The organism is Phenylobacterium sp. J426 (assembly GCF_024699945.1).
In the GTDB taxonomy this organism is placed as follows: Bacteria; Pseudomonadota; Alphaproteobacteria; order Caulobacterales; family Caulobacteraceae; genus Phenylobacterium.
In genome coordinates, this window is the sequence record NZ_JAJOMY010000001.1 from 1,301,507 (window position 1) to 1,317,745 (window position 16,239).

General features: G+C 69.4%; 20 protein-coding genes and 1 pseudogene. 6 read left to right on the plus strand and 15 right to left on the minus strand.

Annotated elements, in window-relative coordinates; all coding sequences use genetic code 11:
• Window positions 1-11: 11 nt before the first annotated feature.
• Window positions 12-494 carry a protein-export chaperone SecB gene (secB, locus tag LRS10_RS06810; RefSeq protein WP_257836589.1) on the minus strand — a complete coding sequence of 161 codons (483 nt, stop codon included), beginning with the start codon at window positions 492-494 and terminating at the stop codon, window positions 12-14.
• Between the two features lie 161 nt (window positions 495-655).
• Between secB and timA the strand changes: the two genes are divergently transcribed.
• From timA to LRS10_RS06825, 3 genes are read left to right on the plus strand one after another with little or no spacing between them, the layout of a single operon-like run.
• On the plus strand, window positions 656-1,276 hold the full coding sequence (timA, locus tag LRS10_RS06815) for a TIM44-related membrane protein TimA (RefSeq protein WP_257836590.1): 621 nt from the start codon (window positions 656-658) through the stop codon (window positions 1,274-1,276).
• A gap of 5 nt (window positions 1,277-1,281) precedes the next feature.
• Window positions 1,282-2,367: an MltA domain-containing protein gene (locus LRS10_RS06820; protein WP_257836591.1), complete on the plus strand. Its 1,086-nt coding sequence runs from the start codon at window positions 1,282-1,284 to the stop codon at window positions 2,365-2,367.
• Between the two features lie 10 nt (window positions 2,368-2,377).
• The gene (locus LRS10_RS06825) at window positions 2,378-2,884 is read left to right on the plus strand and encodes a Smr/MutS family protein (RefSeq protein WP_257836592.1); all 507 of its coding nucleotides are present in this window, start codon (window positions 2,378-2,380) and stop codon (window positions 2,882-2,884) included.
• Here LRS10_RS06825 and LRS10_RS06830 read toward each other — a convergent pair.
• The 7 genes and pseudogenes from LRS10_RS06830 to nth all read right to left on the minus strand — a co-directional run bounded on the left by LRS10_RS06830 (window position 2,881) and on the right by nth (window position 7,661).
• Window positions 2,881-3,210: a phosphoribosyl-ATP diphosphatase gene (locus tag LRS10_RS06830; RefSeq protein ID WP_257836593.1), complete on the minus strand. Its 330-nt coding sequence runs from the start codon at window positions 3,208-3,210 to the stop codon at window positions 2,881-2,883. The two genes, LRS10_RS06825 and LRS10_RS06830, sit on opposite strands and share 4 nt — an antisense overlap.
• A pseudogene (gene hisF / locus LRS10_RS06835) lies at window positions 3,210-3,978 on the minus strand (imidazole glycerol phosphate synthase subunit HisF). The gene LRS10_RS06830 and the pseudogene hisF overlap by 1 nt, the downstream one beginning before the upstream one ends.
• Entirely contained in the window at window positions 3,978-4,700 is a 723-nt protein-coding gene (hisA, locus tag LRS10_RS06840; RefSeq protein WP_257836594.1) for a 1-(5-phosphoribosyl)-5-[(5-phosphoribosylamino)methylideneamino]imidazole-4-carboxamide isomerase, read from the minus strand. Before hisA ends, hisF begins: the two are co-directional and overlap by 1 nt.
• Complete coding sequence (hisH, locus tag LRS10_RS06845; RefSeq protein ID WP_257836595.1) at window positions 4,697-5,332, minus strand: imidazole glycerol phosphate synthase subunit HisH; 636 nt, start codon at window positions 5,330-5,332, stop codon at window positions 4,697-4,699. The genes hisA and hisH overlap by 4 nt, the downstream gene beginning before the upstream one ends.
• 10 nt (window positions 5,333-5,342) lie before the next feature.
• Window positions 5,343-5,933 carry an imidazoleglycerol-phosphate dehydratase HisB gene (hisB, locus tag LRS10_RS06850; RefSeq protein WP_257836596.1) on the minus strand — a complete coding sequence of 197 codons (591 nt, stop codon included), beginning with the start codon at window positions 5,931-5,933 and terminating at the stop codon, window positions 5,343-5,345.
• A 5-nt stretch (window positions 5,934-5,938) separates the two neighbouring features.
• Entirely contained in the window at window positions 5,939-6,928 is a 990-nt protein-coding gene (locus LRS10_RS06855; RefSeq protein ID WP_257836597.1) for an adenosine kinase, read from the minus strand.
• Window positions 6,929-6,986: 58 nt separating this feature from the next.
• On the minus strand, window positions 6,987-7,661 hold the full coding sequence (gene nth / locus LRS10_RS06860) for an endonuclease III (protein ID WP_257836598.1): 675 nt from the start codon (window positions 7,659-7,661) through the stop codon (window positions 6,987-6,989).
• A 77-nt stretch (window positions 7,662-7,738) separates the two neighbouring features.
• On the opposite strand from nth, the gene LRS10_RS06865 reads away from it, so the two are divergent.
• A complete protein-coding gene (locus LRS10_RS06865) occupies window positions 7,739-8,215 on the plus strand; it encodes a DUF2244 domain-containing protein (RefSeq protein WP_257836599.1) in 477 nt (158 codons plus the stop codon).
• A gap of 4 nt (window positions 8,216-8,219) precedes the next feature.
• Here the strand turns inward: LRS10_RS06865 and LRS10_RS06870 are convergent, their stop codons facing one another.
• The 5 genes from LRS10_RS06870 to hslV form a co-directional block, all read right to left on the minus strand.
• Window positions 8,220-8,984 carry a M48 family metallopeptidase gene (locus tag LRS10_RS06870; RefSeq protein WP_257836600.1) on the minus strand — a complete coding sequence of 255 codons (765 nt, stop codon included), beginning with the start codon at window positions 8,982-8,984 and terminating at the stop codon, window positions 8,220-8,222.
• Window positions 8,985-8,988: 4 nt separating this feature from the next.
• Window positions 8,989-10,293, minus strand: coding sequence for an ATP-dependent protease ATPase subunit HslU (gene hslU / locus LRS10_RS06875; RefSeq protein WP_257836601.1), 1,305 nt, complete (start codon window positions 10,291-10,293; stop codon window positions 8,989-8,991).
• 17 nt (window positions 10,294-10,310) lie between these two features.
• Window positions 10,311-10,607 carry a nuclear transport factor 2 family protein gene (locus tag LRS10_RS06880; protein WP_257836602.1) on the minus strand — a complete coding sequence of 99 codons (297 nt, stop codon included), beginning with the start codon at window positions 10,605-10,607 and terminating at the stop codon, window positions 10,311-10,313.
• A 72-nt stretch (window positions 10,608-10,679) separates the two neighbouring features.
• Window positions 10,680-11,165 carry a hypothetical protein gene (locus LRS10_RS06885; RefSeq protein WP_257836603.1) on the minus strand — a complete coding sequence of 162 codons (486 nt, stop codon included), beginning with the start codon at window positions 11,163-11,165 and terminating at the stop codon, window positions 10,680-10,682.
• Window positions 11,152-11,703: an ATP-dependent protease subunit HslV gene (gene hslV / locus LRS10_RS06890; RefSeq protein WP_257836604.1), complete on the minus strand. Its 552-nt coding sequence runs from the start codon at window positions 11,701-11,703 to the stop codon at window positions 11,152-11,154. The genes LRS10_RS06885 and hslV overlap by 14 nt, the downstream gene beginning before the upstream one ends.
• 53 nt (window positions 11,704-11,756) lie before the next feature.
• On the opposite strand from hslV, the gene LRS10_RS06895 reads away from it, so the two are divergent.
• A complete protein-coding gene (locus LRS10_RS06895; protein ID WP_257836605.1) occupies window positions 11,757-12,497 on the plus strand; it encodes a molybdopterin-synthase adenylyltransferase MoeB in 741 nt (246 codons plus the stop codon).
• 4 nt (window positions 12,498-12,501) lie between these two features.
• On the opposite strand, the gene LRS10_RS06900 is transcribed toward LRS10_RS06895, so the two are convergent.
• Together LRS10_RS06900 and LRS10_RS06905 are read right to left on the minus strand one after the other, a co-directional pair.
• Window positions 12,502-14,517, minus strand: coding sequence for a S9 family peptidase (locus tag LRS10_RS06900; protein ID WP_257836606.1), 2,016 nt, complete (start codon window positions 14,515-14,517; stop codon window positions 12,502-12,504).
• A 78-nt stretch (window positions 14,518-14,595) separates the two neighbouring features.
• On the minus strand, window positions 14,596-15,582 hold the full coding sequence (locus tag LRS10_RS06905; RefSeq protein ID WP_257836607.1) for a D-glycerate dehydrogenase: 987 nt from the start codon (window positions 15,580-15,582) through the stop codon (window positions 14,596-14,598).
• A gap of 244 nt (window positions 15,583-15,826) precedes the next feature.
• On the opposite strand from LRS10_RS06905, the gene LRS10_RS06910 reads away from it, so the two are divergent.
• On the plus strand, window positions 15,827-16,219 hold the full coding sequence (locus tag LRS10_RS06910) for an SH3 domain-containing protein (RefSeq protein ID WP_308237928.1): 393 nt from the start codon (window positions 15,827-15,829) through the stop codon (window positions 16,217-16,219).
• Window positions 16,220-16,239 lie beyond the last annotated feature (20 nt).

A 16,239-nucleotide genomic window follows, 5' to 3' on the forward strand; every position in this document is an offset into this window, starting at 1 on the left:
AGGGAAAGCGACTAGGCGTGGCCGACGTTTTCGGATTCCTGCGCCTTCCGCGCGGCGTAGACGCCGGCGAAATCGATCGGATCCAGCATGAAGGGCGGGAAGCCGCCTTCCGACGTCACGTCGGCGATGATCCGACGCGCGAAGGGGAACAGGAAGCGCGGGCACTCGATCAACAGCACCGGCTCCATGTCCTCGGCCGGAATGCCGGCGATCTGGAAGACGCCGCCATAGAGCAGCTCCACAACGAAGAGCGCGCCGTCCTCCCGGGCGGCCTTGGCCGAGAGCTTGAGGTCGACCTCGAAGAGCCCGTCTTCGCGGCCGCGGGCGTTCATCTCGACACCAAGGTCGATCTGAGGTTGGCCGCCGTTGCGCAGGGCTTCAGGCGCGCGGGGGTTCTCGAACGAGAGATCGCGAATGAACTGCGCGAGGATGCGGATGCCGGGGCCTTCGGCGGCTTCGGGTGCGCCCAGCGCGCCGGCGTCGATTTCGGACATGGTTCGGGTAAAATCCTGTTGGGGAACGCAGATGTTGGCGCCCGCTTGGGCGGCTCGGCTAACATGGGGTCTCTAGCGATGCAACGTCGCCCCTGACGGCGGCGTTCCGGCAGCCTATATAGAGGCGTTGGGCGGATTGTCCGAAGCGCTAAGGGATCGCGTTGCAAGTTCTCGAGCTGATCATCTTCGCCGGCCTCGCGGCCATCGTGCTCTACCAGCTCTACGCCGTGCTGGGACGGCGCGTCGGACGCCAGCCGGAAGACCAGCAGCCGCAGGCCGAGGCCGCGCAGGGACCCGTGCGTCCTGTCGACCGCGCGCCTGAGACCCTTGAGGAGGGCGTGGCGCTGACCGGTCTGGCCGCCGTGCGCGCACAGGATCCAAGCTTCGACGTCGGCCGCTTCCTGGGCGGCGCCAAGCAGGCCTACGAGATGATCGTGCGCGCCTTCGCCGAGGGCGACCGGGCGACGCTCAAGAACCTGCTGGCGCCCCAGGTGCTGTCCAGCTTCGAGGGCGCGATCGATCAGCGGGAGGCCGAAGGTCGGACCGAGAGCGTCGAATTCTTCCATGCGCCGCGAGCGGACCTGGAAAAGGCCGACGTGGGTCCTGGCGATGTGGCCCGCCTCACCGTCCGCTTTCTTGCCGAGTTCCGCAGCCGTTCGAAGGGCCCCGAGGGCGAAGCCGTGGACGACCGCCGCACTGCCGAGCTCTGGACGTTCGAACGCAATCTCAAGAGCCGCGACCCCAACTGGATGCTGGTCCACGTCGACGCCGCGGAGGCGTAAGCCCCTTGAGTCTGCGCCCGGTCCTGGGGGCCGCCGTGGCGGCCCTGAGCCTCGCCGCCTGCGCCACGCCCACGGCCGTTCCGCCGCTGGGTCCCGGCCCCGTCGCGCCGCACGAACCGCGTAAGCCGCCGCTGCCGCCTGGCCCGGAACCGGCGCGGCGGGTCGAGCTCACCACCCTGCGCGGCTGGGCGGCCGAAGATCACGCCGAGGCCTTCCGCGCCTTCCGCGAGACCTGCCACGCTGCGCGCCGCCGCGAACTCGCCGACGCCTGCGCCCGAGCCCGGGCGCGCGGGCCCATGGGGCCGTCGGACGCCCGCAGCTTCCTCGAAGAGGTGTTCCAGGCCGAGGCCCTGCCCGGTGACGGTGTCCTGACCGCCTACTTCGCCCCGGTTTACGCCGCGCGCCGCAAGCCGGACGCGGAGTTCAGCATGCCGGTGCGGCCGAAGCCTGCCGACCTCGTGAACGGCGAAGCCTATGCCGAGCGGGCCGAAATCGAGGCCCGGCCCGCAGCCGACGCCATCGCCTGGATGCGGCCCGAGGAGTTGTTCTTCCTGCAGATTCAGGGCTCGGGCGTACTGGTGTTCGAGGACGGGCGGCGGATGAAGGCGCTCTACGCAGCCACCAACGGCCGGCCCTTCGTCGGCATCGCCAATCCGATGCGCGACCGCGGCCTTCTTGGGCGCGACAACACCTCGGGCGAGGCGATCCGCGCTTGGCTGGCGGCCAATCGTGGCCCCGCGGCCGACGAGATCATGCGGCTCAACCCGCGCTACGCCTTCTTCCGGCTGGCGCCCGACGACGGCAAGCCGCCGGCGGGCGCGGCGAATGTCCCCTTGCCCGCGGGCCGGGCCATCGCGGTTGACCCGGCGTTCAACACCTATGGCGACGTCTTCTGGATCGACGGCGAGGCGCCGTTGCTGGCGGGCGCCTTCCCGACGTACCGCCGCCTCGTGACCGCGCTGGACACAGGCGGGGCCATCAAGGGCCCGGTCCGGGCCGACCTCTACCTGGGAGAAGGTCCTGCCGCGGGGACCGAAGCCGGCCGGGTGCGGCACACCCTGCGCATGTACCGGCTGGTCCCCAGGCAGTGAGGGTCCGGCGATGAAGCGGCCGCTCAAGCCGGATGAGCTGAGGATCTGGTCGCTCGTCGCCGCGACGGTCCACCCGCTGCCCGGCAAGGCCACGCCCAAGAAGCCGGCCCCCCAGAGCCTCGACGCCCCGGCGCGGATCGATCCCAAGGACCTCAAGACCCCGACGCCGCAGGCGGCGCGCGACGGCGTCGAGGACATCGAGCCAAACCGCAAGCACCGGATCGTCCGCGAAAGAGACCCGATCGGGGCGCGGATCGACCTGCACGGCATGACCCAGGATCGGGCCCGGGCGGCGCTGGAGGCTTTCCTTGGCCGCGCCTTCGACGAGGGCTATCGCGCCGTGCTGGTGATCACGGGCAAGGGCGTCCAGGGCGACGGGGTTCTGCGCAAGGCCGCGCCGGAATGGCTGGCGGCCAAGCACCTGTCCCACATCGTGGCCGGCGTTTCGGAGGCCCACCGCCGTCACGGCGGCGCGGGTGCGCTGTATGTGGCGCTGAAGCGCAGGCCGCGGGGCTAGCCCTTGCGCGCGGCCTTCTCGGCCAGGCCCGACGTCCCTTCGCGCATTTCCAGCCGTTCGGCGACCTCGTCGAGGCTGACGCCCGCCGCGGCGAGCACGACCAGCCAGTGGTAGATCAGGTCGGCGCTCTCGGCGGTCAGCGCCTCCCGATCGCCCTGCGCGGCGGCGATCACGGTCTCCACCGCTTCCTCGCCGAGCTTCTTGGCCGCCCGGTCGAGGTCGCTCAGCAGCTGCGCCGTGTAGGAGGCCGACGTGTCGCCGCCCCTTCGGCTCTCAATGGTGGCGGCCAGGCGGCCGATCACGTCGCTGAAGCGTTTGTGGGGCATCAGGCGGCCTCCTCGGTGATGCGCACGGGCAGGCCCTTGGCGGCCATGGCGGCTTTCACCTCACCGATCGAAACCTCGCCGAAGTGGAAGATCGAGGCGGCGAGCACGGCGTCGGCGCCCGGCGCGCACCGCGTCCACCATGTGCTGGGCGTTCCCCGCGCCGCCCGAGGCGATCACCGGCACGCCGACCGCGCCCGACACCTGGCGCAGCAGCTCGAGGTCGTAGCCGGTCTTGGCGCCGTCCCGGTCCATCGAGGTGAGCAGGATTTCGCCCGCGCCGTGCTTCACGACGTCGACGGCGTAATCGACCACATCCAGGCCGGTGTCCTCGCGGCCGCCATAGATGAACACGTGCCAGCGGTCGCCGACCCGCTTGGCGTCGATCGCGACCACGGTGGCCTGGCTGCCGAAGGCGTCGGCGCAGCCCGAGATCAGCGTGCGGTCCTTCACGGCGGCGGTGTTGATGCTGATCTTGTCGGCGCCGGCCAGCAGCAGCCGGCGTGCGTCCTCGACCTGGCGAATTCCGCCGCCGACGGAGAGCGGCATGAAGCAGACCTCCGCGGTGCGTGCGACGACGTCGAAGATGGTTCCCCGGTTTTCGTGACTGGCGGTGATGTCGAGGAACATCAGCTCGTCGGCGCCGGCCGCGTCGTAGGCCCGGGCCTGCTCCACCGGATCGCCGGCGTCGCGCAAGGACACGAACTGCACGCCCTTCACCACGCGCCCGTCCTTGACGTCGAGACACGGGATGACACGGACGTTGAGCATCAGGCGGCGATCCTCAGGGCCTCGGCCGGATCGATGGCGCCGTTGTAGAGCGCCCGGCCGAGGACAGCGCCGGCGATCGGCGTGCCCGCGCGGGCCTTCACCTTGACGAGGTCCTCGACCGAAGCCAGGCCGCCGGCGGCGATCACCGGGATAGCAACCGCGTCGGCGATGGCTCCAAAAGCGTCGACGTTGAATCCCATGACCGTGCCGTCCCGGTCGATGTCGGTGATGATCAGGGCGCCGACGCCGGCGTCCTCGAACCGCTTGGCCACCGTGATCGCGTCCAGATCGCTGTCGGCGGTCCAGCCTTGGACGGCCACCTTGCCCTTCCGCACGTCCACGCTCACGGCGATCTGCTCGGGGAACAGCCGCGCAGCCTCCAGCACGATCTCTGGCTGTTTCACCGCCACGGTGCCGAGGATCACCCGGCTGACGCCCGCCTCGATCCAGCGCTCGACGTCGGTCAGGGTGCGGATGCCGCCCCCGAGCTGCACCGGGATCGACACGGCCGACAGGATGGCCTCGACCGCGGCGGCGTTCACCGCCTCACCCTGCACCGCGCCGTTCAGGTCGACGACGTGGACCCAGTGGAAGCCGGCGTCAGCCCACTGCTTCGCCTGGGCCCCGGGATCGGTGTTGAAGACGGTGGCGGTGGACAGGTCGCCGTGAAGCACGCGCACGCACTGGCCGTCCTTGAGGTCGATGGCGGGATAGAGGATCACGGGCGCCACTCCAGGAAGTCGGCGAGGAGCGAGAGGCCGGCGGACTGCGACTTCTCAGGGTGGAATTGCACGCCGGCCATGTTGCCGTGCGCGACCGCCGCCGGGAAGCGGCCGCCGTGGTCGACATAGGCCGCCACATCCGCGGGATCCTTAGCAAAGAACGCGAAGGAGTGCGTGAAATAGACCGGCTTGCCGTCCCTCAGGCCTCGGAAGACGGGATGGTCGATGACATTCAGCAGGGCGTTCCAGCCCATGTGCGGGACCTTGGCCGCCGGATCTGCGGGTTCGATCCGCTTCACGTCGCCGGCGATCCAGCCCAGGCCCGCCGTCTCGCCAAACTCCAGGCCGCGCGTCGCCATCAACTGCATGCCGACGCAGATGCCGAAGAATGGCGCCCCCCGGCGTTGCACCGCCTCCTCCATCGCCTCGCGAACCCCGTCACGGGCCTCTAGCGCCGACATGCAGGCGGCAAAGGCGCCGACGCCGGGCAGGACCACCCGGTCCGCCTTGGCGATCGTTTCGGGATCGTGGGTCACGACGATGTTCGCCCGCCCGTCGGCGGCGCGGACGAGGGCTTTTTCGGCCGAGCGCAGATTGCCCGACCCGTAGTCGATCAGGGCGACGCTCTGCATGGATGGCTTCCTAGAGCACGCCCTTGGTGGAGGGGGCGTGGCCGTGGGTCTTGGGATCGAGCTCGACGGCCTGCCGCAGCGCCCGGGCGAGCGCCTTGAAGCCGCTCTCGGCGATGTGGTGCGAGTTGGCGCCGTACAGGCACTCCAGATGCACGCAAGCGCCGAGGTTCATCGCGAAGGCGTGGTGGAACTCCTTGAACAGCTCGGTGTCCATGTCGCCGACCTTCGGCGTTCGGAATTCGGTCTTCCAGATCAGATAGGGCCGGTTCGACAGGTCGATGGCGCAGCGCGACAGGGTCTCGTCCATCGGGATGTAGGCATGGCCGAAGCGGCGGATGCCCTTGAAGCCGTCGAGGGCTTCCTTGATCGCCTGGCCCAGCACGATGCCGGTGTCTTCCACCGTGTGGTGCATGTCGATGTGCAGGTCGCCCTTGGTCTCGACCTTCAGGTCGATGCCGCCGTGCCGGGCGAAACTATCCAGCATGTGGTCGAAGAAGCCGACACCCGTCGTGACCTCCGACACGCCGGCGCCGTCGAGGTCCACCCAGACGCGGATCTGGGTCTCCTTGGTGTCGCGGCGGACTTCGGCCGTGCGGCTCATCGTGGTCAGTACCCCTTGGATTCCGCCAGGTCCTTGAGCGAGACCAGCGGGCGCGGGCCGTAGTGCGAGATCACCTCGGCGGCGGCAAGGGAGGCCAGCTTGCCGCATTGCTGCAGCGGACGTCCCCGTGACAGGCCGAACATGAACCCGGCCGCGTATTGGTCGCCCGCGCCGGTCGTGTCCACGACTTTTTCCACAGGCTCGGCTGCGACGGTCAGGCGCTCGCCTTCCGAGAGGATGATCGAGCCCTTCTCGCTGCGTGTGACCGCGGCCAGCTTCACGCGCTGGCGCAGCGCCTCAGCCGCCTGGTCGAAGCTGTCTGTCTCGAACAGGGCGAGAAGCTCCGCCTCGTTCGCGAACAGCAGATCCACCTGACTTTCGATGAAACCCAGCAGGCCGCCGCGGTGTCGTTCGACGACGAAGCTGTCCGACAGCGTCAGGGCGATCATCCGGCCTGAGCCGTGCGCGAGGGCGGCCGCCTTGGCGAAGGCGCGCCGGGCGGCCTCAGCGTCGAACAGATAACCCTCAAGGTAGACGATCCTGGAGGCCTCGACGATGGCGTCCTCGACGTCGGAGTCCGTGAACTCCACCGACGCGCCCAGGAAGGTGCACATGGTCCGCTGGGCGTCGGGGGTGACGTTGATCATCGAGACGGCGGTGGCCGGGCCGCCGACCAGCGGCTGGTTCTCGAAGCGGGCTCCGATCTCGCGCATGTCGTGCGCGAAGACGCGCCCGAGCTCGTCATCGGCCACCTTGCCCATGAACGCGCCCTTGCCGCCGAAGCTGGCGAGGCCGGCGATGGTGTTGGCCGCCGAGCCGCCCGAGGCCTGGATTTCCGGCGTCATCTTCGCATAGAGAGCCTGGCTGCGGTCCTGGTCGACCAGCTGCATCGAGCCCTTGGCCAGGCCCTGGTCGACGATCCACTGGTCCGTCGTCGGACCGATCACGTCGACGATGGCGTTGCCGATGGCGGCGACGTCGTAGAGCTCTGGCATTGCTGGACTTGTTCCCCGGAGACGCTTCGGGCCGCTTACAGGGAAACGCCCTCTGCGGCTAGGTCCGGACGAAGAGATGGCGCGAGGGGCAGAGGTCGGCGACCGGGCATTCCTCGCACTTCGGCCGCCGGGCGACACAGGTGTAGCGCCCGTGCAGGATCAGCCAGTGATGCGCGCGCGTCAGATAGGGCTCGGGCACGATCGCCATCAGGTCGGCCTCGACGGCGTCCGGCGTTTTGCCGTTCGACAGCTGCAGCCGATGCGAGACCCGGAACACGTGGGTGTCGACCGCGATGGCGGGCTCGACCCGAAGTTCGTTGAGCACCACCGAGGCCGTCTTGCGGCCGACGCCGGGAAGGGCCTGCAGCTTCTCGCGTTCGAGCGGCGTCTCGCCGCTGTAGTCGTCCACCAGGATTTGGGCCATCCGGATGACGTTACGGGCCTTGGTGTTGAAGAGGCCGATCGAGGAGATGAAGGGCTTCAGGCCCTCCTCGCCGAGCGCCAGCATCTTCTGCGGGGTGTCGGCCACCTGGAAGAGCTTGGCCGTGGCCTTGTTCACCGAGACGTCGGTCGCCTGCGCCGAGAGCGCCACCGCTACCACCAGGGTGTAGGGACTGTCGTAGTCGAGTTCGGTGCGGGGATCGCTCTCGAGGCTCTCGAAGCGTGAGAACAGCTCGGCGATGCGCGCCTGCTCGGAGGGCTTGAGGGATCTGCGCTTGAGGGCCTTGGCCATGCCGCTAGATGCCCTGCGCCGCACGCGGCTCACAAGGGAGTGGAGCAGGGGGGGCAGGCGAATTATCCTCAGGCCCGATGATCTCGTCGCTGTACATGGATGCGGTGATCACCCCGAACCGCTCGCTCTCCGAGCGCGGCTTCGTGATCCTCATCAGCGTGATCACCCTGGCGAACGTCGCCTCCGCGGCGGTGTTCGTCGCCATGGGCGCCCACTGGGTGCCGATCTTCCTCGCGCTCGACCTGGCCGCGGTGCTGGTCGCCTTCCTGATCAGCTTCCAGCAGGCCAAGAACGTCGAGCGCGTGCAGGTCTCGCCGCACCGCGTCGTGGTCACCTACGAGACGCCGAAATGGACCCGGGTGGTCTGGGAAAGCCCCACGGCGTTCACCCGCCTGAACGTGGAGCGCGACCAGGAGGACGGCCGCGTGCTGGCCGTGCGGCTGGCGCTCTCGGGCCGGGAGACGCCGGTGGCCTCGGCGCTGAGCCCGCGGGAGCGCGCCGACTTCGCCCGCGCTCTGGAGGACGCCATCTGGCGCGCCAGGCGCGGCGGCTAGATCGTCAGGCCTGGGCCACCGCCCGTCGCAGCTCCTCCAGCCGCCGGCCGTCGGCCGGGTGGGTGGAGATCACCTCCGGCGGCTGGCCTTGCGCGTCCGGCCGCGAGGACATCCGCTCCCAGAACCGGACGGCGGCGGACGGGTCGAGGCCCGCCTTGCGCATCAGTTCGACTCCGACCCGGTCCGCCTCCAGCTCGTGTTTGCGGGAGTAGGGCAGGATCACGCCGAACATGGCGCCCATGCCGAGCGCGGCCCCGATCTCGGCCGCGCCCTGGCCGCCTTCGCCCGAGAACAGGATCTGGGCGATGGAGACGCCCGCATTGACGGCCAGCTCCTGGCTGACCCGCTCGGCGGCGTGCCGGGCGACGACGTGGCCGATCTCGTGACCCAGCACCGAGCCGATCTCGTCGTCGGACCCGGCGAAATCGAAGAGGCCGCGGAAGAAGCCCACGCGCCCGTTCGGCAGCACGAAGGCGTTGAACTCATCGGAATCCAGCACCTGGAACGACCAGTTCAGGTCGGTGCGGCCCGAGGCGCGGGCGAGCGGCGCCGCGATACGGGCCAGGCGCGCGTGCGCTGCCGGATCGCGCACCGGCGGCGCCTGGGCGACCACCTCGGACCAGGACTGGTCGGCAAGCTGGGCCAACTGGCCGTCGTCCACCAGCACCAGCTGGCTGCGACCGGTCGCAGCGTTCTCGCTGCAGGCGGCGACGGACAGGGCGCCCAGTCCTGCCAGCAGGCCCCGACGAGACAGGCAGACGCCACACATCGCGCTAGAGAATGAACTTCGACAGGTCGGCGTTGCCGGCAAGATCGCCGATCCGCTCCTGCACGTGGGCGGCATCGATGACGATGGCCTCGCCGGCCCGGTCCGCGGCGGAGAAGCTGATCTCCTCCAGCACCTTCTCGAGCACCGTCTGCAGCCGGCGCGCGCCGATGTTCTCCACCGAGCCGTTCACCGCCACGGCGGCGTCGGCCAGCGCCTCGACGGCGTCGTCGGTGAAGGTCAGCGTCACGCCCTCCGTGGCCAGCAGCGCCTGGTGCTGCCGGATCAGGTTGGCCTCGGGCTCGGTGAGGATCCGCCGGAAGTCGTCCCGGGTCAGCGCCTTCAGCTCCACCCGGATCGGCAGCCGGCCCTGCAGTTCCGGCAGCAGGTCGGAAGGCTTGGCCACGTGGAACGCACCCGAGGCGATGAACAGGATGTGGTCGGTCTTCACCGGTCCATGCTTGGTCGAGACGGTGGTCCCTTCGATGAGCGGCAGCAGGTCGCGCTGCACACCCTCGCGGGAGACGTCGGCGCCGGCCCGTTCGGCGCGGCTCGCCACCTTGTCGATCTCGTCCAGGAAGACGATGCCCTGGTTCTCGGCCAGCTCCAGCGCCTCGGTGGTCAGCGCCTCCTGGTCGACCAGCTTGTCGCTTTCCTCGGCGATCAGCGGGGCCCAGGCGCCCGAGACGGTCGTCTTGTGGGTCTTGGTGCGGCCGCCGAAGGCCTTGCCGAACATGTCCCCCAGGTTCAGCACCCCCATCGAGGCGCCGGGCTGGCCGGGCATGTCCATGGCGCCGAACGGCGACGAGGTGTCGGCGAGCTGCAGCTCCACCTCCTTGTCGTCCAGTTCGCCGGCGCGGAGTTTCTTGCGGAAGCTCTCCCGCGCCGCCGTGGAACCGGGGCCGGTGAGGGCGTCGAGGATCCGTTCCTCCGCGGCCGCTTCGGCGCGGGCGCGAACGCCAGACCGGCGCTTCTCGCGGACCATGCCGATCGCGCTCTCCACCAGGTCGCGGACGATCTGGTCGACGTCGCGGCCGACGTAGCCAACCTCGGTGAACTTTGTCGCCTCGACCTTGAGGAACGGCGCCTGTGCGAGCTTCGCCAGCCGGCGGGCGATCTCGGTCTTGCCGACGCCGGTGGGGCCGATCATCAGGATGTTCTTCGGCGTGACCTCGTCGCGGAGGTCGTCGGGCACGCGGCGGCGGCGCCAGCGGTTGCGCAGCGCCACGGCCACAGCCTTCTTGGCCTCGTGCTGGCCGACGATGAAGCGGTCGAGCTCGGAAACGATCTCGCGCGGAGAAAATTCGGTCATGTCGAAAGGCTAGATAGTCACGAATTGGCGGGCTTGGGAGGCGGCGGGGTTTCCAGAAGTTCGTCGAACAATAGACGCCAGCCGGCCTTGTCGTTCCGCCAGATGCGCACGTAGTGCCCGCGCCTGTCCGCGCCGTCCTTGTTCCAGCGCGCCGCGCCATAAGTCCACGCCAGGTCGCCGGCCGCCGAGGCGCTGCCGCCGAGCGGCGAATAGGCGATCGAGGTTGGCCGGGTCTCGAGCTCGGCCTCGATCTCGGCGCGACTGGTGGGCGGCCTGGCCTTCGAGCCGGTGATCCGTCCGTCGTCCGCGACCACCGCGAGGAAGGCTCTCCTTCACATCGGTGGCGGCGCGGGCGTGCAGCGCCTTCTCCGCCGTCGTGACCTCGGTCATCGCCTTGGCCGGCGAGCCGGCGCTGCGCTGCGAAAGCCTGGCGTAGGCGACCGGCGAGTCCTTCGGCGCCGCGCCCTCCGTGCTGCTCGGGGGCCGCCGCCGAACAGCCACCTCCACGAGCCGTCCGGCTGCTTCGCCCAGACGGTGAAGTACCAGGCCCTGGGCTGGCCATCGAAGGTGTAGGGTCCGGTGGTGAAGCCCAGGTCGCCCGAGCGGGCGATGCCCGCCCAGAGCGGCCACCAGACCAGAGGCGGCCCCTTGGGCTGTGGTTTTTCGAACACCGCCTTGGCCAGCTGCGGCTCGGGCGAGAAGACGATGCCGGTGGGCGCGGCGTGCTTGTAGAAGCTGCCTTGAACGCCGAGCTCCAGCCCGTCCGCCGCAAAGGCCCGCTCGGCGGCCACGACCGGCGCCGGATCGATGTCCTTGGCCAGTGCGGGGTTGGCGACCAGCGCCACGACGAGCGCGAGGCTAAAGCGCTTCAACCGTCAGCTCCCCATTGGTGTAGACACAGATCTCGGCGGCGATCGCCATCGCCTTGCGGGCGACCTGTTCCGCGTCGAGGCTTTCCACGTCCACCAGGGCTCGGGCGGCGGCGAGCGCGAAGTTGCCGCCCGAGCCGATAGCCGCAACGCCGTGCTCGGGCTCCAGCACGTCCCCCACGCCGGTGACCGTGAAGATCGAAGCCTCATCGGCGACGATCAGCATGGCCTCCAGCCGTCGCAGATAACGGTCGGTCCGCCAGTCCTTGGCCAGGTCCACGCAGGCTCGGGCGAGCTGTTGGGGATACTGCTCGAGCTTGGCCTCCAACCGCTCGATGAGCGTGAAGGCGTCGGCGGTGGAGCCGGCGAACCCGGCGATCACCCGCCCGCCCGCCAGGCGGCGGACCTTCCGGGCGGTTCCTTTGACGACGGTCTGGCCCATGGACACCTGCCCGTCGCCGGCGACCACGGTCTTCCCATTCTTCCGCACCGCCAGGATCGTGGTCCCGTGCCAATCCGGAAAGGCTGCGCTATTCGACATGGGCGCGATGTGAGCAGCGCGGCTCGCGAGGTCAAGCGAGGCGGGACCAAGTCATGACTTTCACCGACGAAGAGATCGAACGCTACGCCCGGCACCTGGTGCTGCGCGAGGTGGGCGGTCCGGGCCAGCAGAAGCTGAAATCCGCCAGCGTGCTGATCGTCGGCGCGGGCGGCCTTGGCGCGCCAGCCTCGCTCTACCTGGCGGCCGCGGGCGTCGGCACGATCATCCTGGCCGATCCGGACGAGGTCGACCGCTCCAACCTTCAGCGCCAGGTGATCTACGCCGAGGACGACCTCGGCCGGCCCAAGGTGGACGCCGCCGCCGACCGGCTGCACGCGCTGAACCCCCACGTCTTCGTCGCCGGCTTCAACGGCGCCTTCCATCCGGCCAACGCCGACGAGCTGATCGAGGGCGTCGACCTGGTGCTGGACGGCACCGATGACTTCGCCGTGCGCTTTGCGGTGAACGAGGCCTGCGTCCGCCACGGCAAGACCTTGGTGTCGGGCGCCATCGGCCGCTGGACCGGACAGGTGGGCGTGTTCGGCCGCCAGCCTTGCTACCGCTGCCTGGTGCCCGAGGTCCCACCGGACGCCGAAACCTGTGTCGCCGTCGGCGTCGTCGGCGCCCTGGCCGGCGTCATCGGCTCGATGATGGCCCTGGAAGCCGTGAAGCTGATCACCGGCGCCGGCGACCCCCTGGCCGGCCGGCTGCTGATCTACGACGCGCTGGCGGCCGAGACCCGCACGGTGAAGGTCGCCGGCGACCCCGAGTGCCCGGTCTGCGGAGGCGGCTGACGCCTCAAATGTGCTTGGCGATGAAGTCGGTGGTCTTCTCGATGATCGTCTTCCAGGTCTCGGCCGACCAGTTGCTGTGACCGACACCGGGCAGCTCCACATGCTCGACCGGCTTGCCGGCCTTCTTGAGGGCCTCGGCCATCAGCGCCGACTGCTTGGGCGCGACGATCGGGTCGTTCGAGCCGTGAATCAGCAGCACCGGGGCGGCGAACTCAGCAGCCCGCAGCCTCGGTGAGCTGTGCTGAAGCCGCGCCAGATGGACCTTCGGGTCCCCTACCTGGGTCGACCAGTACTGGTAGCTCGGCGAGTCCTCGCCATCCTCGCGCTCGGTCTTGAGCATTTCGATCAGGTCCGCGTCGCCAGCGATGGAGACGACGCACCGGTAGAGCTCGGGCCGCTTCACCGCGCCCATCAGCGAAGCGTAGCCGCCGTAGCTGGCCCCGCAGATCGCCAGACGCTTGGGGTCGGCAAGGCCCTTGCCGGTGACGAAGGCCACCGCGTCCTCAACGTCGTCCTGCATCTTGTCGCCCCAATGGCCATGGCCCATGGCGGCGAACGCCCGGCCGTATCCGCCGGAGCCCCGGAAGTTTGGCTGCAACACCAGCCAGCCCTTGGCCGCGAGGGCTTGGACGAATGGATCGAACTGATAGCTGTCGCGCCGCTCCGGCCCGCCGTGCGGCATCGCGACCATCGGCAGGGGCCCCGTGGCGGGACCGGCGGGCGTGGTCAGGTAGGCGGTGATCTCGAGCCCGTCTCGGGTCTTGAGCCGCAGGGTCTCCATGGGCGCCAGGCGCTCGGGTTCCAGCCAGGGCTGGAGGGTGGCGACCATGTGCAGCCGACGCCCCTCGCTGTCGTACAGCAGGTAGGCGCCGGGCTCCTGCGGACCGGAAGTCTTGATCAGCACCCGCTTGCGGTCGCTGCTGAGGTCGTAGACCTGCAGGTTGACCCGGCCCTTCGTGGCCTTGTCCACCGACTGGAGGCGCGTGGCGAGCGTCGGGTCCGTAAAATGGTATTCGAGGCGATCCCCCTGGGTGGTGAGGGCGACCAGGTCGAGCTTGTCGTCGATGAGCGAGCCATCGACGTCGCCCGCCAGCCGGCCGCCCGGAAGATCGCCGAACTCGAAGGTGCGTACGTCGAAGGTTCGGGCGATACGGAAGTTTTCGCCGCCGGGGCGCATCACCACGAGGAACTTGCCGGCTTCGCTGGACGGTCCGAGCACATCGAAGTCGGGCAGTTTGTCGAGTTCGTTCCGCCGGGCCCGCCGGATCAGCTTCCAGTCTTTCTCGCCCGGCGCGCGGCCGAAGATCGAGACCACCGTGCCGCGCCGGTTAGAGTCCATCCTCAGCAGCGGCTCGCCCTTCTGGGTGAACCAGGCGTCGGTGAGGGAGCTTCCGGTTTCCACCTGGGTCGCCACGCCGCTGTAGAGGTCGACCTTGTACAGCGCCGCACTGTTTCGCCGCGTGTCCCACGACTGCATCAGGACGGCGCGCGCGTCGTCGTGCAGCCAGTCGACCACCGTGGCCGCGTTGAACGCGCGGCGTAGCACCGAGCGGTTCTCGCTGAACAAGACGGTGGCGTCCTTCCCGTCGAGGCCGACGGCGATCACCCGGCGGACCGGATAGCGGACGAGATAGTTGCCGACCGGCATGAAGTAGGGGTTGCCGCGCGTGTCGGCCCAGATGGAAAGCCAGATCAGCAGGCGCTCGTTGTTGCCCCACTCGACCATATCGACCTGCTGTGGGCCGATGGGGATGCGGAGGGGTGCGGCCTCCAGATCCTTGAGGCGGCTGATGTAGACGAAGGCGGCGTCGGCATCGTCGCGCTTTTCCCGGCGAAGCACCGCCAGGTGCTCGCCGTCGGGCGAGATCGCCGCATCGATGACGACCGGCTCACGGAAAAGTTCGTCCAGGGTGTGCGGCTTTATCGCCGCCTGCGCCCCGGCGGCCTCCGGCGCGGTCCATGACGCGACAACAGGCGCAGCCGCAGCGGCGGCCACGACGGCCCGACGCGAAATCGACATCTGCGGAAGGCCCCCACCGAACGCAACACGGTAAGGGTGCAATCGGAACCCGTCGCTCGTCAACCGAGCGCTGACGCCTCAGAGCATCTGCGGCAGGACGCGGTCGGGCGGGCGGTGGCCGTCCATCCAGGTCTTGATGTTGATGATCACCTTCTCGCCCATGTCGACGCGCGCCTCGACCGTGGCAGAGCCCAGGTGCGGAAGCAGGACGGCGTTCTGCAGGTTCAGAAGCTTGGGGTTCACCGCCGGCTCGTGCTCGAACACGTCGAGGCCGGCGCCTGCGATCTTCCCCGCCTTCAGCAGTTCCGCCAGCGCATCCTCGTCGATGATCTCGCCGCGGGCGGTGTTGACGATGATGGCGTGCGGCTGGAGCAGCCTGAGGCGCCGCGCGGAGAGCAGGTGGTAGGTGGCGGGCGTGTGCGGCGAATGCACGCTGATGATGTCCATCCGCGCCAGCATCTGGTCGAGGCTGTCCCAATAGGTGGCCTCAAGCTCTTCCTCGATGCGGGGACTGACGCGCTTGCGGTTGTGATAGTGGATCTGCAGGCCGAAGGCCTTGGCCCGGCGCGCCACTGCCGAGCCGATGCGGCCCAGCCCGATGATGCCCAACCGCTTGCCGGTCACCCGTCGGCCCAGCATCCACGTGGGCGCCCACCCCTTGAACTGGCCGGCCTGCACCACGTTCGCGCCTTCCACGATCCGCCGCGAGACCGTCATCATCAGGGCCATGGTCAGGTCGGCGGTGTCCTCGGTCAGTACGCCAGGCGTGTTGGTGACCGTCAGACCGCGCTCGATCGCCGCAGCCACGTCGATGTGATCGACCCCCGCGCCGAAGTTGGCGATCAGCTTCAGCTTCTCACCCGCGTGCGCCAGCAGTTGCGCGTCGATCTCGTCGGTAATGGTGGGGGCCAGAACGTCGGCGCGCTTGACCGCATCGACCAGGGCCTCGCGGCTCATCGGCTGGTCGGTGACGTTCAGCTCGGTGTCGAACAGCTCCCGCATCCGGGTCTCGACCGAGTCCGGAAGCTTGCGCGTGACGATGACTTTCGGCTTGCGGGCGGCCATTCTTGCAAAAAGCGGGGTGCGACCTGAAAAGGGGATGTTCTGCGTCGCGTGCTTCGCGGCGCGCGATTGCTGACCCTTAGCAAAGGGGTCGGCGACGGCCAAGGCGAGGCGAAGGGGTTGAAGGCATTAGGCGCCGGGGGCGCCGAAGATCGGGGCTCTGGCCCTTGCGGCGGCGCTGGCTGCGGCCGGGGTCGCGCTGGCCGCCGACCGGCCGACGCCGTCCGGCCTGCCGGTGCCGCGCTATGTGACGCTGAAGTTCGGCAAGGTGAACGCGCGCGCCGGGCCCGGCGACGACCATCGGCTGCTGTGGGTCTACGGGGCCAAGGGACTCCCGGTGCAGGTGGTGGCCGAAACCGCCGAATGGCGCCGGGTCTGCGACCCGGAGGGCGGCCTGGCCTGGGTGCACAAGCGCGTCACCGACGGCCGGCGGGCGGTCATGAACCCTCAGCCGCAAGCCGTGGCCCTCTACAGGAAGCCGAAAACCGGAGCGGAAACCGCCGCTTACCTCGCCCCGCGATCCCTGGCCTCGCTCGTGCGTTGTCAAAAGGGCTGGTGCCGCGTGAAGGCCGACCGCGCCTCTGGCTGGGTGCGCGAGGGGGCCCTCTGGGGCACCGCCGAAGCGCCGCAATGTCGTTGAGGCGCAGGCGCGGCTCTGAT